At 70.7% G+C, this 25,225-nt stretch carries 22 protein-coding genes and 2 tRNA genes; 13 read left to right on the top strand and 11 right to left on the bottom strand.

The genetic code is table 11. The annotated features are described in order from the left end of the window. The first annotated feature begins 378 nt into the window (after positions 1-378). The 3 genes from wecB (at position 379) to LUZ64_RS01520 (ending at position 4,357) form a co-directional block, all read left to right on the top strand. On the top strand, positions 379-1,527 hold the full coding sequence (wecB, locus tag LUZ64_RS01530; RefSeq protein WP_232390572.1) for a non-hydrolyzing UDP-N-acetylglucosamine 2-epimerase: 1,149 nt from the start codon (positions 379-381) through the stop codon (positions 1,525-1,527). A 118-nt stretch (positions 1,528-1,645) separates the two neighbouring features. Next, complete coding sequence (locus tag LUZ64_RS01525) at positions 1,646-3,010, top strand: XrtP-associated glycosyltransferase (RefSeq protein WP_095578934.1); 1,365 nt, start codon at positions 1,646-1,648, stop codon at positions 3,008-3,010. A gap of 174 nt (positions 3,011-3,184) precedes the next feature. Further along, entirely contained in the window at positions 3,185-4,357 is a 1,173-nt protein-coding gene (locus LUZ64_RS01520; RefSeq protein WP_095578933.1) for a hypothetical protein, read from the top strand. 212 nt (positions 4,358-4,569) lie between these two features. Here the strand turns inward: LUZ64_RS01520 and LUZ64_RS01515 are convergent, their stop codons facing one another. Next, a complete protein-coding gene (locus LUZ64_RS01515; RefSeq protein WP_095578932.1) occupies positions 4,570-7,203 on the bottom strand; it encodes a valine--tRNA ligase in 2,634 nt (877 codons plus the stop codon). A 226-nt stretch (positions 7,204-7,429) separates the two neighbouring features. Between LUZ64_RS01515 and LUZ64_RS01510 the strand changes: the two genes are divergently transcribed. The 6 genes from LUZ64_RS01510 to LUZ64_RS01485 all read left to right on the top strand — a co-directional run bounded on the left by LUZ64_RS01510 (position 7,430) and on the right by LUZ64_RS01485 (position 12,333). Next, entirely contained in the window at positions 7,430-8,380 is a 951-nt protein-coding gene (locus tag LUZ64_RS01510) for a hypothetical protein (protein ID WP_232390573.1), read from the top strand. 70 nt (positions 8,381-8,450) lie between these two features. After that, positions 8,451-9,191, top strand: a complete 741-nt coding sequence (locus LUZ64_RS01505) for a hypothetical protein (RefSeq protein ID WP_095582529.1) — start codon at positions 8,451-8,453, stop codon at positions 9,189-9,191. Positions 9,192-9,216: 25 nt separating this feature from the next. Next, entirely contained in the window at positions 9,217-10,239 is a 1,023-nt protein-coding gene (locus LUZ64_RS01500; protein WP_095582530.1) for a hypothetical protein, read from the top strand. Positions 10,240-10,249: 10 nt separating this feature from the next. Beyond that, positions 10,250-11,107 carry a hypothetical protein gene (locus LUZ64_RS01495; RefSeq protein WP_095582531.1) on the top strand — a complete coding sequence of 286 codons (858 nt, stop codon included), beginning with the start codon at positions 10,250-10,252 and terminating at the stop codon, positions 11,105-11,107. Further along, positions 11,088-11,708 (top strand): hypothetical protein, encoded by a 621-nt coding sequence (locus LUZ64_RS01490; protein WP_143593272.1) that lies wholly within the window; start codon positions 11,088-11,090, stop codon positions 11,706-11,708. Before LUZ64_RS01495 ends, LUZ64_RS01490 begins: the two co-directional genes overlap by 20 nt. A gap of 88 nt (positions 11,709-11,796) precedes the next feature. Then, entirely contained in the window at positions 11,797-12,333 is a 537-nt protein-coding gene (locus LUZ64_RS01485) for a flavoprotein (protein ID WP_095582533.1), read from the top strand. A gap of 77 nt (positions 12,334-12,410) precedes the next feature. Here LUZ64_RS01485 and clpX read toward each other — a convergent pair whose 3' ends face one another. The 5 genes from clpX to LUZ64_RS01460 all read right to left on the bottom strand — a co-directional run bounded on the left by clpX (position 12,411) and on the right by LUZ64_RS01460 (position 17,124). Beyond that, on the bottom strand, positions 12,411-13,688 hold the full coding sequence (gene clpX, locus LUZ64_RS01480; protein ID WP_087928123.1) for an ATP-dependent Clp protease ATP-binding subunit ClpX: 1,278 nt from the start codon (positions 13,686-13,688) through the stop codon (positions 12,411-12,413). Positions 13,689-13,865: 177 nt separating this feature from the next. Next, positions 13,866-14,540 carry an ATP-dependent Clp protease proteolytic subunit gene (locus LUZ64_RS01475; RefSeq protein WP_095582553.1) on the bottom strand — a complete coding sequence of 225 codons (675 nt, stop codon included), beginning with the start codon at positions 14,538-14,540 and terminating at the stop codon, positions 13,866-13,868. A gap of 65 nt (positions 14,541-14,605) precedes the next feature. Next, complete coding sequence (locus tag LUZ64_RS01470; protein WP_211305082.1) at positions 14,606-15,211, bottom strand: ATP-dependent Clp protease proteolytic subunit; 606 nt, start codon at positions 15,209-15,211, stop codon at positions 14,606-14,608. A gap of 313 nt (positions 15,212-15,524) precedes the next feature. Beyond that, positions 15,525-16,916: a trigger factor gene (gene tig / locus LUZ64_RS01465; RefSeq protein ID WP_170116817.1), complete on the bottom strand. Its 1,392-nt coding sequence runs from the start codon at positions 16,914-16,916 to the stop codon at positions 15,525-15,527. Positions 16,917-17,047: 131 nt separating this feature from the next. Continuing rightward, a tRNA-Pro gene (locus LUZ64_RS01460) sits at positions 17,048-17,124 on the bottom strand. Positions 17,125-17,299: 175 nt separating this feature from the next. Here LUZ64_RS01460 and LUZ64_RS01455 point away from each other — a divergent pair. Continuing rightward, positions 17,300-17,373 (top strand) — tRNA-Gly (locus tag LUZ64_RS01455). A 125-nt stretch (positions 17,374-17,498) separates the two neighbouring features. Here the strand turns inward: LUZ64_RS01455 and LUZ64_RS01450 are convergent. Beyond that, positions 17,499-17,693 (bottom strand): hypothetical protein, encoded by a 195-nt coding sequence (locus LUZ64_RS01450; RefSeq protein WP_095582535.1) that lies wholly within the window; start codon positions 17,691-17,693, stop codon positions 17,499-17,501. 264 nt (positions 17,694-17,957) lie between these two features. On the opposite strand from LUZ64_RS01450, the gene LUZ64_RS01445 reads away from it, so the two are divergent. Further along, the gene (locus tag LUZ64_RS01445) at positions 17,958-19,043 is read left to right on the top strand and encodes an acyltransferase family protein (protein ID WP_095582536.1); all 1,086 of its coding nucleotides are present in this window, start codon (positions 17,958-17,960) and stop codon (positions 19,041-19,043) included. Positions 19,044-19,062: 19 nt separating this feature from the next. Here the strand turns inward: LUZ64_RS01445 and LUZ64_RS01440 are convergent, their stop codons facing one another. Further along, the gene (locus tag LUZ64_RS01440; protein WP_095582537.1) at positions 19,063-19,536 is read right to left on the bottom strand and encodes an HD domain-containing protein; all 474 of its coding nucleotides are present in this window, start codon (positions 19,534-19,536) and stop codon (positions 19,063-19,065) included. A gap of 31 nt (positions 19,537-19,567) precedes the next feature. Beyond that, positions 19,568-20,707, bottom strand: a complete 1,140-nt coding sequence (locus LUZ64_RS01435; protein ID WP_095582538.1) for a PP2C family protein-serine/threonine phosphatase — start codon at positions 20,705-20,707, stop codon at positions 19,568-19,570. A 148-nt stretch (positions 20,708-20,855) separates the two neighbouring features. Between LUZ64_RS01435 and LUZ64_RS01430 the strand changes: the two genes are divergently transcribed. Then, positions 20,856-22,085, top strand: coding sequence for a GNAT family N-acetyltransferase (locus LUZ64_RS01430; protein ID WP_095582539.1), 1,230 nt, complete (start codon positions 20,856-20,858; stop codon positions 22,083-22,085). Between the two features lie 58 nt (positions 22,086-22,143). On the opposite strand, the gene LUZ64_RS01425 is transcribed toward LUZ64_RS01430, so the two are convergent. After that, the gene (locus LUZ64_RS01425; RefSeq protein ID WP_095582540.1) at positions 22,144-22,953 is read right to left on the bottom strand and encodes an Fpg/Nei family DNA glycosylase; all 810 of its coding nucleotides are present in this window, start codon (positions 22,951-22,953) and stop codon (positions 22,144-22,146) included. 152 nt (positions 22,954-23,105) lie between these two features. Beyond that, a complete protein-coding gene (locus tag LUZ64_RS01420) occupies positions 23,106-23,594 on the bottom strand; it encodes a ribose-5-phosphate isomerase (RefSeq protein ID WP_095582541.1) in 489 nt (162 codons plus the stop codon). 196 nt (positions 23,595-23,790) lie between these two features. Between LUZ64_RS01420 and LUZ64_RS01415 the strand changes: the two genes are divergently transcribed. Beyond that, on the top strand, positions 23,791-25,218 hold the full coding sequence (locus LUZ64_RS01415) for an amino acid permease (protein ID WP_232390575.1): 1,428 nt from the start codon (positions 23,791-23,793) through the stop codon (positions 25,216-25,218). The last annotated feature ends 7 nt before the right edge of the window (positions 25,219-25,225 follow it).

Raw genomic sequence — 25,225 nt, 5'->3', positions numbered from 1 at the left:
GCGGGCGGCCTTTCCCCAGCCCCGCCCCTTCCCGGAACCGGGGCTCCGCCCCGGACCCCGGTCCTCAAACGCCGGACGGGCTGATTTTCAGCCCGTCCGGCGCTTGAGGACCCCGCGCGTCAGCGCGGAACGGGGGGCCGGGGACCTCCCCGGTTCCGGGAAGGGGCGGGGTGGGGAACAAGGCCCGCGCGGCGGCCCCCACCCCCGCACCACACCCCCACCCAGGACCAAGGTCCCACCCCCCACCAGGCCGAAAGCCCTCGACAACCCCGCCCCACAAGATCGCAACCGTCCGGCAACCCAACCCCATCCCACCCCGCAACCGACGCCCCACAGGCTCTGGAGCTGTCACCCCCGGCCAGCCCCAGGAGTCACCCCGTGTCGTACAGCTCGTCGAACAGCGCCCTGCCCGCCCGTAGCGTCGCCGTCGTCCTCGGTACCCGCCCCGAGCTCGTCAAGCTCACCGACCTCGTCCGCCTCCTGGGCCCCGCCGCCCACCTGGTGCACACCGGTCAGCACTACGACGAGGAACTCTCCGGCCGCTTCCTGGCCGAGCTGGGCCTGCCGGAGCCGACCTTCCTGACGGGCATCGGCGGACAGCCGCGCGCCGTGCAGATCTCCGCCGCCCTCGCGCAGCTCGACGAGCTGTTCACCGCCGAGCCGCCGCTGGCCGTCGTCGTCCAGGGCGACACCAACGCCGCCCTCGCCGGCGCGCTCGCCGCCAACGCCCGGGGCATCCCGCTGCTGCACGTCGAGGCCGGGCTGCGCAGCCACGACCGCAACATGCCGGAGGAGCACAACCGCGTCCTCATCGACCGGATCGCCGACGTGCTGTGCGCCGCCACCGAGGACAACCGCGCCAACCTCCTCGCGGAGGGCCTGGCGGACTCCCGCGTCGTCGTCACCGGCAACACCGTGGTGGAGGCCGTGCACGGCCAGCTGCCGGACGCCGCCGCCCGCGCGGAGCTCCTGGCGCGGCACGGGCTGACCCCGGACTCGTACGTCCTGGCCACGATCCACCGCCCCGAGAACACCGACTCCCCCGACGCCCTGCGGGCGATCTTCACCGAGCTCGCCGCGCTCGTGGCCGACGGCCGGCCGGTCGTCCTGCCGCTGCACCCGCGCACCCGGGCCCGGATCGAGGCCGCCGGCCTGGAGCACCTGCTGTCCGGCCTGACCGTGACCCGCCCGCTCGGCTACGGCGAGTTCCTGGCCCTGGCCCGGCACGCGGCGCTGCTGGTCTCCGACTCCGGCGGCATCCAGGAGGAGTGCACGGTGCTGGGCCGCCCGCTGGTGGTCGTGCGCCGCTCCACGGAGCGGCCGGAGGCCATGGCGGACTTCGCCGACCTGGTGGAGCCGGGTGCGGAGATCGGGCACGCCGCCCGCCGCCGCCTCGCGGAGGGCCCGGAGGGCCTGGCCCGCCTGGCGTCCCTCCCGAGCCCCTTCGGCGACGGGCTGGCGTCGGACCGGATCGTGAACCTGCTGGCCGCGATCGCGGCGCCGACGGAGCTCGCGGCGGCCGCGTAGGGGCCCCTTCCCCGTCCCGCCCGACCCGCGCCCGTACCGCACGGGCGGGACCGGCCCCCTCCGCCGCAGACGGCCACCGGCCGCCGGCCGCCACCACGACCCCACCCGGGAGCACCGCATGTTCTCCAGCCCCTTCCTGCTCGCCTTCCCCTTCCTCCTCCTGATCTGCTTCCTGCTCTACTGGGCGGGGGCCCGGAACGCCTATCTGCGCCGCCCCGCCGTCGAGGAGGGCGACCCGGCCTCCCACGAGTGGCACTTCTTCGTGCCCTGCCGGGACGAGGAGGCGGTCGTCGGCACCACCGTCGAGCGGCTGCGCGCCGACCACCCCGGCGCCCACGTCTGGGTGATCGACGACGACAGCGAGGACCGCACCGGCGCGATCGTGGCCGAGCGCGCCGAGACCGACCGGCGCGTGCACCTCGTCAGCCGCCGCCGGCCCGAGGCCCGGCAGGGCAAGGGCGCGGCCCTCAACGCCGCGTACGACGAGCTGAACCAGTTCCTGGCGGAGGACACCGACCGCGAGAAGGTCGTCGTGTGCGTCATCGACGCCGACGGCCAGCTCGACCCGCGGGCCCTGGCCCGCGTCAGCGGTCCCGCCGGCTTCGGCGACCCGGAGACCGGCGGCGTCCAGGTCAGCGTGCACATGCGCAACGCCGAGGACCCGCGCCCGCTGGCCGACCGCGGCCGGATCCGCAACGCCTTCGCCCGCCTCCTGGTCCGGATGCAGGACATGGAGTTCTCCGTCTCCAACGCCGGCATGCAGCTGCTGCGCGGCCGCACCGGCTCCGTCGGCCTCGGCGGCAACGGCCAGTTCACCCGGCTCGCCGCCCTGGACCGCATCGCGGCCGCCGAGCGCCGCCCCTGGCAGCGCGGCGCGCTCCTGGAGGACTACGAGCTCGGCCTGCACATGATCCTCAACGGTGACCGGATATCCCACATCGCCGACACCTGGGTCTCGCAGGAGGGCCTGCCGCACGGCCGTCGCTTCCTCACCCAGCGCACCCGCTGGGCCCAGGGCAACCTCCAGTGCGTCCGCTACGCGCCGCGCATCGTCTCGTCCCGACACTACGGCGGCAAGGGCGTCCTGGAGACGCTGTACACCTTCCTCCAGCCCGTCGCCCACCTGGTGACGCTCGCGCTGTGCGCCGTGATGTTCGCCGTGCTCGGCATGACCGTGGCCGAGGACGGCTTCGGCGAGGCGTTCGGCGGCATGCTCGCCCTGTGGCCGCTGGTGGTCGTCCTGGCCGTCGTCTCCGTCCTGCCGTTCGTCCTGTGGGGCCCGGTCTACCGCCGGGACCGCGCGCCGGGCAGCTCGCTGCTCGTCTCCCTGCTGTGGGGCCTGGCCCTGTGGGTGTACGCGTACCACCTCTTCCCGGCGTCCGCGCGCGGCTTCGTCCGGATGCTGCGGGGCCGCAACGGCTGGGCCAAGACCCGACGCAACGCCGAGGTCGTCACCTCCGGCCCGGTGGCCGTCGAAAGCTGACCCTCCGGCCTTCTGTGACCACCTCTCGCGCAAACCATGAAGTAGGTCACAGAATCACCCCACAGGGCAACCTCCACTCCCGTTACGCCATCTGACCCCCGGTGACACATGTCCCGGAGCGGTTCCGGGTGGCGGAACGGGAGTGTTGTGCGGGTACCGGAAATCAGCACACGGATGCACCTGCTGCTGCTCACGGCGTGGACCGTGCTGTGGTTCGCGGTCGTGGAGCCCAGCGGCGGCTTCTCCTGGCACTATCTGCGGACCGGCGGCGAGCTGATCTACCAGGGCGCGAACGGTGACGGCACGGGCGGGCTCAATCTCTACGCCCACCACCCCGAGCTCCAGATGGGGCCCATCAGCTTCCTGGTGGCGGGCCTGTTCAACCCCTTCTCGGAGCACACGGGCCAGTTCCTCGCGGCGGCTTTCATGTCCGCCCTCGGCCTGGTCATCGTGGTCCTCGCGGGCCGCAGCGCCGCCATCCACTTCCTGGGCACCGGCACCAACCACCAGCGGCTGCGGCAGCGCGTCCTCATCGCCGGGCTGGCCTTCATCCCCATGTGGATCGAGGTCTCGGTGCGCTTCGGGCACCTCGACGACGTGCTCGCGCTGTTCTTCACCGCGATGGCCGTCTGGTTCCTGACCCGCTGCAACCCGGCCGCCGTGGGCATCTGCCTGGCCCTGGCGATGGACTCGAAGCCGACCGCGCTCGCGTTCGTACCGCTCATCCTCGCCCTCCCCCGGGACCGCTGGATGCGGGCGGTCCTCTGGTGCGGGGCCCTGCTGGCCGTCGCCTGGCTGCCGTTCTTCATCGCGGCCCCGGACTCCTTCGCCGCGGCGAAGTTCACCATCCCCAACAACCCGGCCTCCGCGCTGCGCTGGCTCGGCGGCAACACCCCCGTCACCCCCGACTGGGCCCGCCCCGCGCAGGCCGCGCTCGGTCTCGCGCTCGGCGCGATCGCCGTGTGGCGCGGCCGCTGGGCCGGTGTGGTGCTGCTCGGCGCGAACGCCCGCATCCTCCTCGACCCCAGCGTCTACACCTACTACACCGCCTCCGTGCTGCTCGGCACCCTTCTGTGGGACGTGTGCGGGCAGCGGCGCCTGGTGCCGTGGTGGAGCTGGATCGCGCTGATCGTGCTCTACGGCAGCGTCTTCGCCGTCCCCGACGAGTCGGCCAAGGGCCTGATCCGGCTGTGCTTCGTGGCGGTGTCGACGGCGTACGTGCTGTTCTGGCCGCAGCACCGGCGCGGGCGGCGCGGGCCGCTGCCCGAGGAGAACGACGGGCTGGTGGAGGGCCCGTGGGGCCCGATGTGGGACCCGAACCGGACACGACCGTGGGCGGCGCGTTAGCGCCCCGTAAGGGGCGCGGGGCGGTGCCGGTCCGCGGCTCCGCCGCGCGGGCGCGACCAGCGCCGGGGCCCGGAAGGGGCGCGGGGCGGAGTCATTCCGCGGCTCCGCCGCGTGGGCGCGACAAGCCCCCACCGGCCCGCCCGCACCTGACATGCGAACGGCCCCCTGCGCATGATGCGCAGGGGGCCGTTCGATGCCCGTCAGGCGCCGGCTCAGCCCTTCGGCAGCCCCGCCAGCTGCGAGCTGATCCGCTCGATGTCGGCCTCGGCCGTCTCCAGCCGCTTGCGGATCTTCTCCACGGCGGCCTCGGCGGCCTTCGCGAGGAACGCCTCGTTGCCGAGCTTGGCCGTGGACTGCGCCTTGTCCTTCTCGGCCGCGGCCAGCGCCTTGGTCAGACGCTTACGCTCGGCCTCGACGTCGATCGTGCCGGACAGGTCGAGGGCGACGGTGGCACCGGCGACGGGGAGCGTCGCGGTGGCCTGGAAGTCGTCACCGGCCGGCTGGAGGCGCAGCATCTGGCGGATGGCGTCCTCGTGGGCGGCGAGCGTCGTACCGCTCAGGTCGAGGCGCGCCGGGACCCGCTGGCCGGGCTGGAGGCCCTGGTCGGAGCGGAAGCGGCGGACCTCGGTGATCACCTGCTGGAGGTTCTCGATCTCGCGCTCGGCACCGGCGTCGCGGAAGCCACTGTCCTTCGGCCAGTCGGCGACGACGACGGACTCCTTGCCCGTGAGCGTCGTCCACAGCGTCTCGGTGACGAAGGGGACGACCGGGTGCAGCAGGCGCAGCAGGACGTCGAGGACCTCGCCGAGGACGCGGCCGGAGACCTTGGCCGGCTCGCCGCCGCCCATGAAGGTGGTCTTGGACAGCTCGACGTACCAGTCGAAGACCTCGTCCCACGCGAAGTGGTAGAGGGCGTCGGTGAGCTTGGAGAACTGGAAGTCGTCGTAGAAGGCGTCGGCCTCGGCGAGCGTGGCGTTCAGGCGCGAGAGGATCCAGCGGTCGGTGGCCGACAGCTGCTCGGCGGGCGGCAGTTCGCCCTCGACCGTGGCGCCGTTCATCAGCGCGAAGCGGGTCGCGTTCCAGATCTTGTTGGCGAAGTTGCGGGACGCCTGGACCCAGTCCTCGCCGATCGGCACGTCGGTGCCGGGGTTGGCGCCCTTGGCGAGGGTGAAGCGGACGGCGTCGGAGCCGTACTTGTCCATCCAGTCCAGCGGGTCGACGACGTTGCCGAAGGACTTCGACATCTTCTTGCCGCGCTCGTCGCGGACGAGACCGGTCAGCGAGATCGTCTTGAAGGGGACCTCGCCGTCCATCGCGTACAGGCCGAACATCATCATCCGGGCGACCCAGAAGAAGATGATGTCGTGGCCGGTGAGCAGGACGTCGGTCGAGTAGAACTTCTCGAGGTCCGGGGTCTTCTCCGGCCAGCCGAGGGTCGAGAAGGGCCACAGGCCGGAGGAGAACCAGGTGTCCAGGACGTCGGTGTCCTGGTGCCAGCCCTCGCCGGTGGGCGGCTGCTCGTCGGGGCCGACGCAGACGACCTCGCCGTCGGGGCCGTACCAGACGGGGATGCGGTGACCCCACCACAGCTGGCGCGAGATGCACCAGTCGTGCATGTTGTCGACCCAGTCGAAGTAGCGCTTCGACATGTCCTCGGGGTGGATCGCGACCCGGCCGTCGCGGACCGCGTCACCGGCGGCCTTGGCGAGCGGCTTGACGTTGACCCACCACTGGAGCGACAGGCGGGGCTCGACGGTGGTCTTGCAGCGCGAGCAGTGCCCGACGGAGTGCGTGTACGGGCGCTTCTCGGCGACGATCCGGCCCTGCGAGCGCAGCGCGCCGACGACCGCGGAGCGGGCCTCGAAGCGGTCCAGGCCGAGGAAGGGGCCGTGGACGGTGATGACGCCGTGCTCGTCCATGACCGTCTGCGACGGCAGGCCGTGGCGCTGGCCGATCGCGAAGTCGTTCGGGTCGTGGGCCGGGGTCACCTTGACCGCGCCCGTACCGAACTCGGGGTCGACGTGCGTGTCGGCGACGACCGGGATGGTCCGGTCGGTCAGCGGCAGCTTGATCTGCTTGCCGACCAGGTGCTTGTAGCGCTCGTCGTCCGGGTGGACGGCGACGGCGGTGTCGCCCAGCATCGTCTCGGCGCGGGTGGTGGCGACGACCAGCGTCTCCTCGCCCTCGCCGTATGTGATGGAGACGAGCTCGCCCGCGTCCTCCTGGTACTCCACCTCGATGTCCGAGATGGCCGTCAGACAGCGGGGGCACCAGTTGATGATGCGCTCGGCGCGGTAGATCAGCTCGTCGTCGTAGAGCTTCTTGAAGATGGTCTGGACGGCCTTGGAGAGGCCCTCGTCCATGGTGAAGCGCTCACGGGACCAGTCGACGCCGTCGCCGAGCCGCCGCATCTGGCCGAGGATCTTGCCGCCGTACTCTTCCTTCCACTGCCACACGCGGGAGACGAACTCCTCGCGCCCCAGGTCGTGGCGGGACTTGCCCTCCTCGGCGAGCTGCTGCTCGACCTTGTTCTGGGTGGCGATGCCGGCGTGGTCCATGCCGGGCAGCCAGAGCGCCTCGAAGCCCTGCATGCGCTTACGCCGGGTGAGGGCGTCCATCAGGGTGTGCTGGAAGGCGTGGCCCAGGTGCAGCGAGCCCGTGACGTTCGGCGGTGGGATGACGATGGTGTACGGCGGCTTCTCGCTCTTGGCGTCGGCGGTGAAGTAACCGCGCTCTACCCAGCGCTCGTACAGCGGCCCCTCTACATCGGCCGGCGCGTACTGGGTCGGCAGTTCGGGGTTGCTGTCGTTCGGCCCGCTGTCGGGGCGCTGAGTGTTCTCGGTCACGGGAGAAGTCTACGGGGGCGTGCGCGGGGGTTACGAATCCATTCGGGGCGGCGTGCGGGGGGTGCGTGCGGGGCGGGCGGGCTGTGGGGTGCGGGTCTTGCCGGGCAACTGTTCCGAAACCGTTGCCACCTCGTGGTAAAGCCCGCGTAAGAGATCAGGAAGGATGATCGGACTGTCACGAGACTCCTGCCACTCCCCCCACGGATTCGAAGAGAGACACGACGCGATGAGCTTCAACCAGCCGGGCCCCTACGGCCAGCAGCCGCCCCAGCAGCCCGGCCCGTACGGCCAGGGCGGCGCCCCCGGCCAGCCCGGCTACGGTTACCCCCAGCAGGCCCCGCCGCCCCCGCCGCCGTACGCGGGCGGGCCCCAGGCCCCCTACGGCGCGCCGCAGCCCCCGTACGGCGCCCCCCAGCAGCCGGGCCCGTACGCCCAGCAGCCGCCTTACGGCCAGCAGCCGGGCATGCCGGGCCAGTACCCGCCGCCGGTGCCGCCGCAGGGCGGGGGCAAGGGGAAGGCGATCGGGATCACGGTCGGCGCGCTGGTGGTCGTGGGCGCGCTCGTGGGCGGTGCCATGTACTTCATGGGCGGGAGTGACGGGGAGGTGGCGCCTTACACGATGGTGATGCCGGAGACGCTGCTGGACGGGAAGTACACAAAGGCTTCCGCCTCCACCCCGGACAAGGCTCCCAAGAGCGTGGCCGACGACAAGGACGCCAAGCAGTACGGCATCGAGAACGGCACGGTCGTCTCCGAGGCTTACACCAACGCCGAGAAGCAGAGCCTGAGTGTCAGCGGTGTCTACGGCTCGATCGCGGACCCGAAGAAGACCGCCGACGCGATGATCGCGAAGACGGAGGAGAACCAGAAGAAGATGCAGGGGCTGACCAAGAGCCAGACGGAGACGGTCACGCCCTTCACGGAGTTCTCGCCCAGCGGCTTCGACGGCGCTGTCCTGAAGTGCAAGACCGAGAAGACCACCGCCACCTACGGCACCATCTCGTCCTCCTCCGAGAACTCGATCTGCTTCTGGAGCGACACGAGCGCGGTCGGTGTGGTCCAGCACCGGGTCTCGAAGAGCTCGATGGGCACGGGCGGCACCGGCAACGTCATGTCCGCCAAGGACCTCGCCGAGGCCACCGCCAAGATCCGCAACGAAGTCCGCAAGAACAAGTAGTCCCCAAAAAAGCACCCACTCCCTCCCCACACGCGACAGCACAGCGCACCGAGCCCCGAGGAACCCCCACATGAACGACAACCAGCCGGGGCAGGTCCAGCCGCCCTCCGCCGCGAACAGCAAGGGCAAGGGCAAGGGCAAAACCATCGGCATCGGGGCCGGCGCGCTCGTCGTGGTGGGCGCCCTCGTGGCAGGGGGCGTCTACCTCCTCGGCGGCGGGGAGGAGAGCGAGGACGCGGCCTCGTACACGGTCGTGATGCCGGACACCCTCGTGGACGGCAAGTTCAAGAAGGACTCCTCGGAAGGCGACGACAAGCCGGAGCCGCCCAGCGACTCCGACACCGAGGAGATGAAGAACTTCGGCATCGAGAACGCGGAAGGCTCCGACGGCTCGTACGCGAACGCCGAGAAGCAGAGCCTCCGCGTCATCGGTGTGCACGGGGACATCCCGGACCCCGTGAAGAGCGTGGAGACCATGCTCGCCAAGATGGAGAAGGAACAGAAGGACGAGCAGCGGATCCCCGGGGCGAAGACGGAGAAGACGCCGTACAAGGACTACCGCCCGGCCGGGTTCAAGGGCGCGGTGCTGAAGTGCACCGACTCCAAGACCACGTACACCTTCGACGGAGGCGCCCCCATGGGCGGCGCGCTGGAGACCAGCACCTGCGTGTGGGGCGACAAGGGTCTCCTCGGCATGGTCACGGTCGACAACATGCAGGGCGTGGCGGAAGGCAGGACCAAGGGGCTGTCCGCGAAGGAGCTGTCCGAGGTCACGGCCAAGGTCCGCACCGAGATACGCGAGAAGAAGTAGCACGAACCCGAGGGGGAGCCCCCGTATGAGCCACCACCAGCCAGGTCCGCACGGCGGGCCGCAGCCGCCCCAGCAGCCGCCGCAGCCGCCGTCGTCGAACCCGTACGGGCAGCCGGCTCAGCCCGGTCCGGGCCAGGGGTACCCCCCGCCGCCCGCGTACGGGGCCCCGCAGCAGCCGGGCCCGTACGGTGCGCCGCCGCAGCCCCCGAACCCGTACGGGCAGCCGTACGGGGGCCCGGGCATGCCCGGGCAGTACCCGCCGCCGATACCCCCGCAGGGCGGCGGCAAGGGCAAGATGATCGGCATCGCGGCCGGCGCGGTCGTGCTCGTCGCGGCGATCGTGACGGGCGTCGTCCTCGTGGCCGGGGGCGGCAAGAGCGACGACAAGGACGACAAGGCCGACGGCAAGAACTCGGCGAGCCCCGCTCCCAGCGCCTCCTCCGCGTCGCCCGCTCCGGCGAAGCGGTACAAGCTCGTCGCGCCCGAGGTGGTCCTGGGTGATTACAAGAAGGACGCCGGGGACTCCAAGGGCGGTTTCGACTCAAAGGACCTGAACACCCTCAGGCTGCTGGGCGTCGTCAACCCGCAGAACGTCACGGGGGCCTACAAGTCCGGCGAGGAGAAGCGCGCCCAGAAGCTGCTCCGGTTCACCGGCGCCTGGGCCGACGACGTCCGGGACCCCGAGGCGGTCGTGGACGGCCTGTTCAAGGACATCGCGGACAGCGCCGCCAAGGACACCGATAAGGACTCGAAGACCGAGTTCGAGGGCAGCCCGCAGCGGATGTCCCCGGCGGGGCTGGGCGACGCGGTGCTGAAGTGCCAGGTGAGCAAGTGGAGCAAGCCCGGCTCTCCCGGTTCCAAGGATCTGCGGATGCCGCTGTGCATCTGGGCCGACAAGTCCACGGTCGGCACGGTCTTCGCCCTGGACGCCTCCCTGATCGTGCAGGGCCTGGACCTCGGCATCGAGGAGGCCGCCAACCGGACGGCCAAGCTGCGGCAGGACGTTCGTGTGGAGACCACGGAGGAAGCCGGGAGCCGGGCGAGCTGAGAACGACGTCATGAGCCATCACCAGCCGAACCCGTACGGTACGCCGCCGCCCCCACAGCCGAACCCGTACGGAGGGGCACCGCCGCAGCAGCCTTACGGTCAGCCCTACGCCCAGCAGCCTCCGGGTCAGCCTTACGGTCAACCGCCGTACGCGCAGCAGCCTTACGGTCAACAGCCGTACGGCCCGCCGCCGGTGCCCCCGCGGGTCGGCGGCGGTAAGGGCAAGGCGATCGGGATCGCGGTGGGCGCGCTCGTGCTCGTCGGGGCGATCGTCGGAGGCGTCGTCCTGCTGATGGACGGCCGGGGCGACGCCCCGGACGACGGCAGGCGCTACCAGCTCACCGCGCCGCAGACGGTGGCGGGCGTCTATCAGAAGGACGCCCGGGAGTCGGACAAGGCGGGCTTCGACGCGGCCGAGCTGAACGACCTCCGGAAGCTGGGGGTGTCGGACGCGCAGGACGTCGGCGCCGTCTACGAGACGGGCACCGGGAACGCGCGCAGGATGCTGCGGCTCAACGGCGCCTGGGGCCGGGTGAAGGACCCCGAGAAGGTCGTGGACGGCATCTTCGCGCTGATAGCGCGGGACAAGGACAAGTCGTCCAAGAAGACGAAGTTCGAGGGCAGTCCGCGGAAAGTGACCCCCGAGGGGCTCGACGCCGCCATCATGAAATGCCAGTACGGCAGGTACGAGCTACCGAGCGGGGGTTTCACGATGCCGGTCTGCGTCTGGGCCGACCGCGGCACGGTCGGCCTCACGGTCCTCTCCGATCAGGGGATGGCCCTCGCGGGCAAGGACATCCCCATGGACGAGGCGGCGTCCCTCGCCGCGCGGCTCCGGGCCGAGGCCCGTGTGGAGATCGCGAAGTGACGCGCTGAACAGGGCCGCGCTCGTCACCTCGGTGGCCGGGGCCGCGGTGGCCGTGGCCGGCGCCCTGCTCCTGCTGGGCGGCGGGCACGACGAGGGCGGCCCGGCCACCCGGCTCGTCACCCCGCCGGCCGTCGCCGACGGGGCGTACCGGCTGGTGGCGGACACGGAGGCCCTGGAGAAGGAGGGCATCACCGTCCAGCCGGGCATGCCGGAGGGCACGGTCTCGGTGCTGGCCCGCTACGCGCGCGCGGACGACCCGAAGGCCACCCTGTCGCTGTCCGGCGCCTACGGCCGCGTGGGCGGCCCCGAGGCCGTCCTGGACGGCATGCTGAAGGGCTTGGAGGAGGGCCCGGGCTCCCCCGCCGTGGTCTCCGCCCGCCGCGTCCTCACCCCGGACGGCCCGCGGGGCCCCTCCCTCACCTGCGAGGTCGTCCGCCTCGACGGCGGCGCGTACGCCCCGGCCTGCGCCTGGGCGGAGAAGTCGGACGCCGCGCTGCTGATCTCCTTCGACCCGCGGAAGACCTCGGCGTCGGCGGTGGACGAGACGGCCTTCGCGAAGGTCACGGCCACGGTCTACCGGGACGTCCGGAGAACGGGCTGAAAGCGGGCTGAGAGCGGGCCGGTGCCCCCGCCCGAGGGCTGCCCCGGGGCGGTTGCGCCCCCGGGCCGGGCCGGTGTGGACTGCGCGCATGACTGCCACCCGTGTGCTGTACCTGATCGCGTGCGCCGCCTCGCCCACGCGGCATGTCCGTACCGGCGTCGAGAAGGCCCAGGCCGCCGGGTGGGAGGTGTGCCTGGTCGTGACGCCCTCCGCCCTGCGGTGGATCGAGCGGGACGTGCCCGGGCTGGAACGGCTCACCGGGCACGCGGTGCGCAGCGCGCACAAGCTCCCGGGCGAACCCGACGTGCTGCCACCGGCGGACGCCATGGTCGTCGCGCCCGCGACGTTCAACACGGTCAACAAGTGGGCGGCGGGCATCAGCGACGCCCTGGCGCTCAGTCTCGTCAACGAGGCCGTCGGCCTGCGGCTGCCGCTCGTCGCGGTGCCGCACCTGAGCTCCGCCCAGGCCGCCCACCCCGCCTTCGGGCGCAGCGTGGCGCTCCTGCGGGAGTACGGGGTGAAGGTGCTGCTCGGGGAGGACGGGGGCGGCCTCGCCGGCCCCGGAGCCGACCCGGCCGCCTTCCCCTGGGACGCGGCCCTGGCGGCCCTCCCCACGGCCTTCTGACGCCCGCTCGCGGGCATGAAGAGGGGCGCCCGGCCGGATCCCCGGCCGGGCGCCCCTCAGAAGCTGTGCGGCGCGCGCTACGCGCTCTTCTCGTGCCGCTCGTCCTTCGGGACGATACGCGGCACCAGCGTCGGGTTGACGTTGGAGTGGACGACGTCCGCGGTGATGACCACGCGGGCCACGTCCTTGCGGGACGGGACCTCGTACATCACCGACATCAGGACCTCTTCCATGATGGCGCGCAGGCCGCGCGCGCCCGTGCCGCGCAGGATCGCCTGGTCGGCGATGGCCTCCAGCGCCGGGCGGTCGAACTCCAGCTCGACACCGTCGAGTTCGAAAAGCCTTTGGTACTGCTTCACCAGGGCGTTGCGCGGCTCGACCAGGATCTGGAGGAGGGCCTCGCGGTCCAGGTTGTGGACGGAGGTGATGACCGGGAGGCGGCCGATGAACTCGGGGATCATGCCGAACTTCACCAGGTCCTCGGGCATGACCTCCTGGAACTGGTCGCTCGCCTCGATCTCCCGCTTGGAGCGGATCGTGGCGCCGAAGCCGATGCCCTTGGCGCCCGCGCGGGATTCGATGATCTTCTCCAGGCCGGAGAAGGCCCCGCCCACGATGAACAGGACGTTCGTCGTGTCGATCTGGATGAATTCCTGGTGCGGGTGCTTGCGGCCGCCCTGGGGCGGCACCGAGGCCGTGGTGCCTTCGAGGATCTTCAGGAGGGCCTGCTGGACACCCTCACCGGAGACGTCCCGTGTGATCGACGGATTTTCGCTCTTACGGGCGACCTTGTCGATCTCGTCGATGTAGATGATGCCGGTCTCGGCCTTCTTGACGTCGTAGTCAGCGGCCTGGATCAGCTTCAGCAGGATGTTCTCGACGTCCTCGCCGACATAGCCGGCTTCCGTCAGGGCGGTGGCGTCGGCGATGGCGAACGGGACGTTCAGCATGCGGGCCAGCGTCTGGGCGAGCAGCGTCTTGCCGGAGCCCGTGGGGCCCAGCAGCAGGATGTTGGACTTCGCCAGCTCGATGCCGTCGTCGCGGTGGCCACCGTTCTCACCGGCCTGGACGCGCTTGTAGTGGTTGTAGACGGCCACGGAGAGGGCCTTCTTGGCCGCTTCCTGGCCGACGACGTAGCCCTCGAGGAACTCGTAGATCTCGCGGGGCTTGGGAAGCTCCTCCCAGCGCACCTCCGAGGTCTCCGCGAGCTCTTCCTCGATGATCTCGTTGCAGAGGTCGATGCACTCGTCGCAGATGTACACACCAGGACCCGCGATGAGCTTCTTCACCTGCTTCTGGCTCTTGCCGCAGAACGAGCACTTGAGCAGGTCGCCGCCGTCACCGATGCGTGCCACGAGGTGCTTCCCCTTCGCCTGGGATCCGCCTTGCTCTGCGAACCCGGGTGCTTGCCTATCGACGGTACCTTGCCGGGCCCCCCGAGCGGGCCCCCCTTGGACCTACTCGGTCCAAGGGGGCGGCCGGCGGCACGGTGGTCCGGACGGACTTCCGGACGGAAGTCCCACCGGAAACGGTCAGGCCGTAACGGACGTCTTGCGCGTCGAGACGATCTGGTCGACCAGACCGTACGCGAGCAGCTCGTCAGCGGTGAGGATCTTGTCGCGCTCGATGTCCTCGCGGATCTTCTCGATCGGCGTGGTCGAGTGCTTGGCCAGCATGTCCTCGAGCTGGGCGCGCATCCGCAGGATCTCGTTGGCCGCGATCTCCAGGTCGGAGACCTGGCCGCGGCCCGTCTCGCTGTACGGCTGGTGGATCAGGACGCGGGCGTTCGGCAGCGCCATCCGCTTGCCGGGGGTACCGGCGGCGAGCAGCACGGCCGCGGCGGAGGCCGCCTGGCCCATGCAGACCGTCTGGATGTCGGGCTTCACGAACTGCATCGTGTCGTAGATCGCCGTGAGAGCGGTGAAGGAGCCGCCCGGGCTGTTGATGTAGATCGAGATGTCGCGGTCCGGGTCCATCGACTCCAGGCACAGCAGCTGCGCCATGACGTCGTTGGCCGAGGCGTCGTCGATCTGCACGCCCAGGAAGATCACCCGCTCCTCGAAGAGCTTGGCGTACGGGTCGTACTCGCGCACACCCTGCGAGGTGCGCTCGACGAAGCGCGGAACGATGTAGCGGGACTCGGCGCGCGGGCCGGTCGACTGCGACTGGGGGCCCGTGTAGAGGCCGCTGCCGGCGTGGTTGTTCATCTGCTTCTTCACCATCCTGATGGCGTTCGGTGGGGCGGGGTTTCGCTGCGTGGGCTCGCCGGGGCTCAGGCCCCGGTGCCGCCCCCGCCCGGAACGCCTGCGGCGGTCTTCATGACCTCGTCGATGAGGCCGTACTCCTTGGCCTCGTCGGCGGAGAACCAACGGTCGCGGTCGGAGTCGTGCGTGACCTGCTCGACGGTCTGACCGGTGTGGAGGGCGGTCAGCTCCGCCATCCGCTTCTTGGTGTACAGCAGCCGCTCGGCGTGGATCTTGATGTCCGAGGCGGAGCCCGCCAGGCCCGCGGAGGGCTGGTGGATCAGGATCTCGGCGTTCGGCAGCGCGAAGCGCTTGCCCGGCGTACCGGCGCTCAGCAGGAACTGCCCCATCGAGGCGGCGAGGCCCATGGCGATGGTCACCACGTCGTTCTTGATGTACTGCATGGTGTCGTAGATCGCCATGCCGGCCGTGATCGAGCCGCCCGGGCTGTTGATGTAGAGGTAGATGTCCTTGTCCGGGTCCGCGGCAAGGAGGAGCAGCTGCGCCGTGATCTTGTTGGCGATGTCGTCGTCGACCGGCTGGCCGAGGAAGATGATCCGTTCCCCGAGCAGCCGGTTGTAGACCTGGTCGCCGAGGCCACCGAAGCTCGGCTCGCCGGCGGCGGCGGAAGGCATCAGATTCGTCACGTATCCACCTGCTCGTTGTTCGACGGCCGCGAGCCGTCTCAGCGTCTTCTTCACGGGGCGGGGTGCGGGCGCGTCGTCCGGGCATCCGCGTCGCGCCACGGGACTCCCCTGCCCCCGTATCTACGGACCCTAACGCGCTGGTAGGCGGGCGCCATCCCGCATCAGGAACTGTTCGCTCTGAGCGCAGGTTCGCCAGGGCCGTGAGACCACGGCGGGCCCGGCCGCGACACCCCGGTGGGGTGTGCGGCCGGGCCCGTTTCCGTCACCGGTCGCGCGGACCGGTCACGAGTGTGGGCGAGGCTCAGGCCTCGGTCTTGTCCTCGGTGCCCTCGGCGGCCTCGACGACCTCGGTGGCGGCCTCGACCGTCTCGGCGGTCTCGTCCTCGTCGTCCAGGTCGACGACCTCACCGTTGGTGTCCAGGACCTTGGCGACCTCGACGACGGACGCCAGGGCCTTGCCGCGGGCGACCTCGCCGACGAGCATCGGCACCTGGCCACCCTCGACGACGGCCTGGGCGAACTGGTCGGGGCTCATGCCGGAGGACTGGGCACGGCGCATGAGGTGCTCGGTGAGCTCCTCCTGGCCGACCGACAGCTTCTCCTTGTTGACGATCTCGTCGAGGATGAACTGGGTCTTGATGCCCTTCTCGGCCTGCTCCTTGAGCTCGGCGTCGAACTCCTCGGCGGACTTGCCCTGGATCTCCAGGTACTTCGCCAGGTCCAGGCCCATCTGGCCCAGCTGGTGGTGCTCGAGGTTGTGCTTGCGGGTGTTGACCTCGTCCTCGAGCAGCTTCTCGGGCATCGGGACCTCGACCAGCTTGATCAGCTCGTCGAGGACCTTCTCCTGGGCCTGGGTGGCCTGGTCGTACTTCTTCATGCGGGCGAGGCGCTTGGCGCTGTCCGCGCGCAGCTCCTCCAGGGTGTCGAACTCGCTCGCCAGCTGGGCGAACTCGTCGTCCAGGGCGGGCAGTTCGCGGGCCTTGACGGCGGTGACGTCGACCTTGACCTCGGCCTCCTTGCCCTCGGCGGAACCGCCCTTGAGCTCGGAGGTGAAGGTGGCGGTGGCGCCGGCCTCGAGACCGGTCACGGCCTCGTCGATGCCCTCGAGCAGCTGGCCCGAGCCGATGGTGTAGTCGATGCCCTTGGCGACGCCGTCCTCCAGGACCTCGCCGTCGACCTTGGCCTCCAGGTCGACGGTGACGATGTCACCCTCGGCGGCGGCGCGCTCGACCGGGGAGGTCGTGGCGAAGCGGTCGCGGAGCTGCTCCAGGGACTTCTCGATGTCCTCGTCGCTCACCTCGGCGGCGTCGACGGTGACCTCGATGCCGGAGTAGTCCGGGATCTCCAGGGTCGGGCGGATGTCGACCTCGGCGGTGAAGGAGAGCAGCTCGCCGTCCTTCAGCTCCGTGATGTCGACCTCGGGCTGGCCCAGCGGGTTGAGGTCGGCCTCGTTGACCGCCTCGGTGTAGAACTTCGGGAGCGCGTCGTTGACGGCCTCTTCGAGGACCGCACCGCGGCCGAACCGCTGGTCGATGACGCGGGCCGGGATCTTGCCCTGACGGAAGCCCTTCACCGTGACCTGCTGGTTGATCTTCTTGTACGCCGCGTCGAGGCTGGCCTTGAGCTCCTCGAAGGGCACCTCGACAGTGAGCCGAACCCGAGTCGGGTTCAGGGTCTCCACGGCGCTCTTCACGGTTCGGTCTCCTTGGGGCTGACTTCTGGGATTCCGCTGAGGTTCAGCGAGTCGCGCCCGGCACACAGACACACGGGCACGCAGCTTGCATAGTAACCGCAAGCAGGATGGGCCCCACAATGTGATCTTGATGGTCGGGGTGGCCGGATTCGAACCGACGACCTTCCGCTCCCAAAGCGGACGCGCTACCAAGCTGCGCCACACCCCGTCGGTGCGAGACGTAGGGTACATGCCCCCGGGACCTCCGGACGCCGACTTTCCCGGGCGGTCACACGGAGGACGACCGGCCGGTCACGCACGGAGGGGCGGGGTGTGCGACGCGGGGCCGGGACCCGCTACGATGCATCGCAGAGCCGTACGGCCCCCGGGCCGTCGCGGTGTACGCGGGTGTAGCTCAATGGTAGAGCCCCAGTCTTCCAAACTGGCTACGCGGGTTCGATTCCCGTCACCCGCTCCAGATGACGCCTCCGGCCCCGGGCCGGAGGCGTTTTTCGTGCTCCCGTGGCGTGCTCCCGCTCCACGCTCACGGCGTTCCGGGCTCCCGACCGTCCCCGACCAAGGGCGTCGCCGCACGTCGGGGCGTCAGAACTTGATGCCGTTTATCGTCTCGGCGATCGAGTTCAGGAAGCGCTGGATCGACGGCGCCATGCCCGTCGACGCGAGGAAGAAGCCGAAGAGGATCGCCACGATCGCCGGCCCGCCCTTGATATTGCCGGCACGGATCATCACCACCAGCACGATCGCCAGGAGCAGCACCACTGACAGCGAAATGGCCACAACTGATCACACCCTCGGTCGGAACACCTGATCGGCCCCGGAAGACATGCTGCCCCGCAGCCCCCACACATCAATCATCGTGCCACCAACTTGCCCTCTACAGGGGCAGTGTGACGTTTCGTCGACAGCACGTCGAGAATCGTCCGGAAAGCAGCGGGAGATGATATCGGGCGACTTGACTTGGATAAGACCGGTTCGGGGTGAATAAGCAAATAAACGGAACAGGGTTTTACCGCTTCCGAATCCGCCGCTAAGGTGCCTCGAATGCCTCCCGCTGTCACCCCTCCCACACGACCGGCGGTACCCGCACCGCGGCTTCCGGGGCTCCCTGGAGCGTCCTCCGCGAGAACACCGCGCGACCCGTTCTTCGACAACGCCAAATACCTGGCGATCGTCCTCGTGGCCCTGGGACACGCCTGGGAGCCGCTCACCCACACCAGCCGCGCGGCGCTGGCGCTCTACCTCACCGTCTACGCCTTCCACATGCCGGCCTTCATCCTGATATCCGGCTACTTCTCCCGTGGCTTCGACCTGAGCCCCGCCAAGGTCAAGCGGCTGGTCACCGGGGTCGTCGTGCCGTACCTGATCTTCGAGGTCGCGTACACGTGGTTCCAGCACCTGGCGGAGGACGCCCCGCCGGAGCCGATCACGCTGCTCAACCCCTGGTACCTGAACTGGTTCCTGGCCGCGCTGTTCGTCTGGCGGCTGACGACGCCGATCTGGCAGAACCTGCGCCGGGCCGTTCCGGTGTCGTTCACGATCGCGATCCTCGCGGCACTGTCACCCGAGGTCGGCAATGATCTCGACCTTCAGCGGGTCCTTCAGTTCCTGCCGTTCTTCGTGATCGGCCTGCACCTGGAACCGCGCCACTTCCAGCTCGTACAGCGCCGGTGGCTTCGTATCGCAGCGGTTCCGGTGTTCGCGACCGCGATCGCGGTGGCCTACTGGGCGGCGCCGCGGATGAACAGCTCGTGGTTCTACCACAACGACAGCGTCCAGGAGCTGGCCGCGCCCCTGTGGGCCGCGCCGGTGATGCAGCTGGCGATGTTCGGCTGCGCGGCGGTGCTGATCGTGTGCTTCCTCGCCTGGGTCCCGCGCCGCACGGTGTGGTTCACGGCGCTGGGCGCGGGCACCCTCTACGGCTTTCTGCTGCACGGCTTCCTGATCAAGCTCTCGCGCTGGTGGGAGTGGTACGACGCCTACGCCTGGATCCGCGGTCCGGTCGGCGGCGTGGTGGTGACGGTGCTGGCGGCCGGGATGATGACCGCGCTGTGCACCCCGCCGGTGAGACGGGTCTTCCGCTTCGCCGTGGAACCGAGGATGGACTGGGCCTTCCGCGAGAGGCCCTGAACCGGACGCCCCGAGGGCCTCAGACGGCGAACCCGTCCAGGCCGAGGAGTTCACCCATACGGGCGTACTTGCGGCGCAGCCTGTCGCGTGTGTCCGGGTCGAGGACGGCGGCCCGGGCCGGGTCCGCGTTGTGCGCGAGGTCCGCGGCCTTGACCGTGAGCGCGCCCGGCGTGGCGAGGATCCGCGCCGCGTACGCCTCGGGGGTCTCCCCGGGCCTCTTGGTCACCGCGAGCACGATGTCCTTGGTCTGCCGCGGCAGGTCCGCCGCCGCCAGCCACTCCTCGGTGACGGCGCCGTCCTCGACCGCGTCGTGCAGCCAGGCGGCGGCGATCTGCGCCTCGGTGCCGCCCCGCGCCCGTACGCCCTCGGCGACCGCGGCCAGGTGCTCGGTGTACGGGCGGCCGGCCTTGTCCGTCTGCGCGGCGTGCGCCCGCCGGGCGAGGGCCTCCACGGCGGCGAGGTCCAGCGGCGCGGGTGCGGGTCGGTGCGGCATGCGGCTCCTCGGGAGGGACGTGGGCGGCCGCTCAGTGGCGGCAGATGAGCAGCAGGGCACGGTCGTCGTTGACGTCCTTGGCGACCGCCTCGATGAGGTGCCAGGCCGCGCCCTGGAAGCCGCCGGAGACATAGCGGTCCGCCTCGCCGGTGAGCCGGTCCATGCCCTCGGTCAGATCCCGCTCGGCCGTCTCGACCAGGCCGTCGGTGAAGAGCATCAGGACGTCGCCGGCGCCCAGCGTGCCCTTTATCGGGTCGAACTGGGCGCCGTCGTAGACGCCCAGGAGGGGGCCTTCGGCTGCCTTCTCCTCCCAGCGGCCCGTGCCGGCGCTGAGCTGGAGGCCGGGCAGGTGGCCGGCGGAGAACATCTCGTAGTCGCCGCTGTCGAGGTCGAGGACGAGGTGGACGGAGGTGGCGAAGCCCTCGTCCCAGTCCTGGCGGAGCAGATAGCCGTTGGCGGCGGGCAGGAAGGCGTGCGGCGGCAGCGAGCCCAGCAGGCCGCCGAAGGCCCCGGAGAGCAGCAGGGCCCGCGAGGCGGCGTCCATGCCCTTGCCGGAGACGTCGGTGAGGACGACCTCCAGGGTGCGCCCGCCGTTGGTCCGGGCGGCGACGACGAAGTCGCCCGAGAAGGACTGGCCGCCGGCCGGGCGCAGGGCCATCTCCCGGTGCCAGCCGCGCGGCAGTTTGGGCAGCTTGCTCTGGACGCGGATGCGTTCGCGCAGGTCGAAGAGCATGGTGCCGCCGCGCCGCCAGGGCACGCCGACGCGGCTGCGGAACTGGGCGATGAGCAGCCCGAGGAAGCCGACGGCCGCGACGACGAGGATGGTGCCCGGGGTGACCCGGTCGGCGCCGCCGTGGCCGCCCGTGTCCAGGGCGGCGGCCTCCGCGATCAGGGCCGCGGCGGAGGCGGCGTAGAGGGCGAGCAGGCTGGCGGGGCGCAGCAGCAGCCCGCCGGCGACGATGGGCAGGACGAGCGCCGAGGGCGCGCACCACTCGGGCACGGCCACGGTGCCGAGCGCGAGGGCGGGCACGCAGAGCAGCAGGGCGCCCAGGGCGATCCAGTCGGAGCCGTCGCCGCGGAAGTAGTCGACACCGGCTTTGCGCACGCTCGTGCGAGCCCGGTGCAGTGCTTTGCGCATCCGGGCCGTCGGGGTATCCGCACCGCCAGTCATTGCATCGTGACCTTATCCACCCATTCGGCGGTGCGTCGACTCACGCCGCGCCGACACGTCGACCGGGGGCAGGGCGCAAAGAAGCACGGAGAGCCACCATATGCGAAATTCGTTCGCCCGGAAGGGAATCCGCTGCTGTCATGAGGGCATGACGACGGAGTTACGGGTATTGCGCCAGGCCGACTGGGACGCCTGGTACGAGATGGTGGAGCTGGCCTTCGGCGGGGTCGCCGAGGCTCCCGAGGCGGCCGCGCTGTGGCGCGGGCTGGCCCGGTTCGACCGCTCGATCGGCGCCTGGGACGGTCCCGAAGTCGTGGGCACGACCGGGGCGTTCGACTTCCGGATCACGGTCCCGGGCGGTGCGGCGGTGCCCGCCGCCGGGGTGACGATGGTGGGTGTGCGTCCCACGCACCGCAGGCGCGGCGTGCTGCGCGCGATGATGCGGCGTCAATTGGACGACGTGCGGGCCTGGGGTGAACCGATAGCGGTGCTGACGGCTTCCGAGCCGGAGATCTACGGCCGGTTCGGCTACGGCATCGCGACCCACTCCCTGCGCGTGGCCGTCGATACGACGCGGGTGCGCCTCGCCGTCCCGGACGGCACGGACGGGGTGCGGTTGCGCTTGTCGAAGCCCGATGAAGCACGGGACGCCTGCGAGGCGGTCTACGCGCGCCGGGTAGCCGCCCGCCCCGGAATGCTGGAGCGGCGGCCGGGCTGGGAGGCCCTTCCCCTGCTGGACCCGGCCGGTGAGCGCGCGGGGGCGTCGCCGTTGCAGTGCGTCCTCGCCGAGGCCGGCGGCCGGGTCGTGGGGTACGCGCGGTACGCGGTGAATCCCGAGTGGACACAGGCGGGGCCGAACGGCACGGTGCTGCTGCGCGACGTCGAGGCCCTGACCCCGGAGGCGTACGCGGCGCTGTGGCGCTATCTGTGCGGGATCGACCTGACGTCCCGGGTCGTCGCGGAGAACCGGCCGGTCGACGATCCGCTGCTGCACCTGGCCGGTGACGTGCGTCGGTGCGAGCCGGCGGTGCGGGACCAGTTGCACGTACGGCTGGTCGACGTGGGCGCGGCGCTGGCGGCGCGTGCGTACCGGACGCCGCTGGACATGGTGTTCGAGGTGGCCGACGACTTCTGTCCGTGGAACGCGGGGCGCTGGCGGCTGTCGGGGGACCCGAAGGGGGCTTCCTGCGAGCGCACCGAGGACGCCGCGGACCTGGTGCTGTCCGTGCGGGAGCTGGGTGCCGCCTATCTGGGCGGGGTGTCGCCGGCCTCGCTGGCGGCGGCCGGCCGGGTGGTGGAGGTGCGCGAGGGCGCCCTGGAGGAGGCGGCGACGGCTTTCGGCGGCTCTGTCGCGCCGTGGCTGCCGCACGGCTTCTGAGCCCGCTGTTCCCCGCGCCGCTGCGGTGCCGCCCCCGGGCCGGTGGGCCGGGGGCCCGTCAGCGCTGCTGGCAGGCGGGGCACCAGAAGAGGTTGCGGGCGGCGAGACCGGCGGTGCGGATCTCGCCGCCACAGATATGGCAGGGCTGCTGGGCCCGGCGGTAGACGTACACCTCGCCGCCGTGGTCGTCCACACGCGGTGGGCGGCCCATGGCCTCCGGGGTGTGCTCGGGGCGCACGGTGTCGATTCTGTTGTTCCGGACGCCCTCGCGCATCAGCTCCGCCAGATCCGACCACATCGCGTCCCACTCGGACCGGGTGAGGTCGCGACCGAGGCGGTACGGGTCGATTCCGTGGCGGAAAAGGACCTCGGCGCGGTAGACATTGCCGACGCCGGCGATGACCTTCTGGTCCATGAGGAGCGCGGCGACGGTGGTGCGGCTGCGGGAGATCCGCTGCCACGCCTTGTCCGGGTCGTCGTCCGGGCGCAGCGGGTCGGGGCCGAGGCGGTCGTGTATCGCACGCTTCTCGCCGTCGGTGATCAGTGCGCAGGTGGTGGGACCGCGGAGGTCGGCGTGGCCCTCGGGGTTCGCCAGGCGCAGGCGCACCGTGTCGGTGGGCGGCGGGGCGTGCCCCGTCCCGAAGGCGTACTTGCCGAAGAGGCCGAGGTGGATGTGGATCCGGTCGCCGCCGCCGAAGTCGAGGAAGAGGTGCTTGCCGTGGGCCTCGGCGGTCTCCAGGGGGCGGCCGTCGAGGAGGGCGGCGCCGTCGGAGAACTTCCCCTGGGGGCTGGTCACGCGGACGGTACGGCCCGCGAACATGGCGCGGTGGTCAGCCGCGAGGCGGTGGATCGTATGCCCTTCGGGCAAGGCGGTGCCTCCTGTGCGCTTCCGCGGGCGGGCCTCTTTCTTCCCCGACCCGCCCCTTCCCGCTGCGTCCGATATGCGGCTTCCGCCGCATGGCGCTTCCGGGCGCCGGGCGGGCTGGGATTCCAGCTCGCCCGGCGCCCGGAAGGAAAGGGTCAGTCCTGCTGCGGGTGGTGGGCCGGGATCGCCGGGAGCTCGCCCGTCGTCTCGTAACGGGCCAGCATCTCGATGCGGCGGGTGTGCCGCTCCTCGCCGGAGTACGGCGTCGCCAGGAAGATCTCGACGAACTTCGTCGCCTCCTCCTGGGTGTGCATCCGGCCGCCGATGCTGATCACGTTGGCGTCGTTGTGCTCACGGCCGAGCGCCGCGGTCTGCTCGCTCCAGGCGAGGGCCGCCCGGACGCCCTTGACCTTGTTCGCGGCGATCTGCTCGCCGTTTCCGGAGCCGCCGATGACGATGCCGAGGCTGTCGGGGTCCGCGGCGGTCTTCTCCGCGGCGCGGAGGCAGAACGGCGGATAGTCGTCCTGGGCGTCGTAGATGTGCGGACCGCAGTCGACGGGCTCGTGGCCGTGGGCCTTGAGCCACTCGACGAGGTGGTTCTTGAGTTCGTAGCCGGCATGGTCGGAGCCGAGATACACGCGCATGCGACCGAGTGTGGCACGACTCCGGACCCGGATCCGCCACAGGGCGCCCCCAAGTGCAGGTGAACGTCAGGCAACGTCAGCCGATCACAACGATACGGATTCGGACCTTCCTAAACACGCCATCGAAAAGTTCTAATGCGGGGGCTCGTAACCCGAGAACCTAAGGAACGTGCACATGGGCGCGACACCGCCGACTATGACAAAGGCGTCGACCTCCGGCGACCCCGGGCAGGCCGCCGCGTCTGGCCAGGACGGCCTCAAGGCCGGGCTCAAGAACCGCCACCTGTCGATGATCGCCATCGGCGGTGTGATCGGCGCCGGTCTCTTCGTGGGTTCCAAGAGCGGCATCGCCGCCGCCGGTCCCGCCATCCTGATCTCGTACGCACTCGTCGGCGCGATGGTCGTCTTCGTGATGCGGATGCTCGGCGAGATGGCCGCCGCGAACCCGACCTCCGGCTCCTTCTCCGCCTACGCGGACCGGGCGCTGGGCCGCTGGGCCGGTTTCACCATCGGCTGGCTGTACTGGTTCTTCTGGGTCGTCGTGCTGGCGGTCGAGGCGACCGCGGGCGCGGAGATCCTCGAGGGCTGGATACCGGCCGTGCCGCAGTGGGCCTGGGCGCTGATCGTCATGGTGGTCCTCACCGTCACCAACCTCGGCTCGGTGAGCTCCTACGGTGAGTTCGAGTTCTGGTTCGCGGGCATCAAGGTCGTCGCCATCTCCGCGTTCGTCGTGATCGGCGGGCTGGCCATGTTCGGCCTGCTGCCGGGCTCGGACAACCCGGGCGCCGGCCTGGACAACCTGACCGCGCACGGCGGGTTCCTGCCCAACGGGCCGGGCGCGATCCTCGCCGGTGTGCTGATGGTCGTCTTCTCCTTCATGGGCAGCGAGATCGTCACCCTGGCCGCCGGTGAGTCCGAGGACCCGCAGCGCGCGGTCACCAAGGCCACCAACAGCGTGATCTGGCGCATCGGCGTCTTCTACCTGGGCTCGATCCTCGTCGTGGTCTCCCTGCTCCCGTGGGACTCCAAGGAGATCGCCGAGAAGGGCAGCTACGTCGCGGCCCTCGACTCGATCGGCATCCCGCACGCCGGCCAGATCATGAACGTCATCGTCCTGACCGCCGTGCTGTCCTGCCTGAACTCGGGCCTCTACACCGCCTCCCGCATGGCCTTCTCGCTCGGCCAGCGCGGGGACGCGCCGAAGTCCTTCGCCCGTGCCAACAAGAAGGGCGTGCCGCAGGCCGCGATCCTCGGCTCGGTCGTCTTCGGCTTTCTGTCGGTGTTCTTCAACTACATGTGGCCGGACACCGTCTTCAAGTTCCTGCTGAACGCCTCGGGCGCCGTCGCGCTCTTCGTCTGGCTGGTGATCTGCTTCACGCAGCTGAAGATGCGGGGCATCATCCAGCGCGAGACGCCGGAGCGGCACGTCGTGAAGATGTGGCTCTTCCCGTACCTGACCTGGGCCACCATCGGCATGATCACCTTCGTTCTGGGCTACATGGTCTACGACGGCGGCGACAACCGTCAGCAGGTCCTGCTGTCGACGGGCCTGGGCGCGCTCGTCCTGGTCATCGGCCTCGTCCTGGACCGCCGCCGGCGGGCGCAGGGCGCCGCTCAGCGGTAACCACCTC

Origin of the sequence: Streptomyces albireticuli, from assembly GCF_021228125.1 — a bacterium.
GTDB classification, from domain to species: Bacteria; Actinomycetota; Actinomycetes; order Streptomycetales; family Streptomycetaceae; genus Streptomyces; species Streptomyces albireticuli.
Note: the sequence above shows the minus strand (reverse complement) of the source record. Positions and strands in the feature narration are given on the sequence as shown.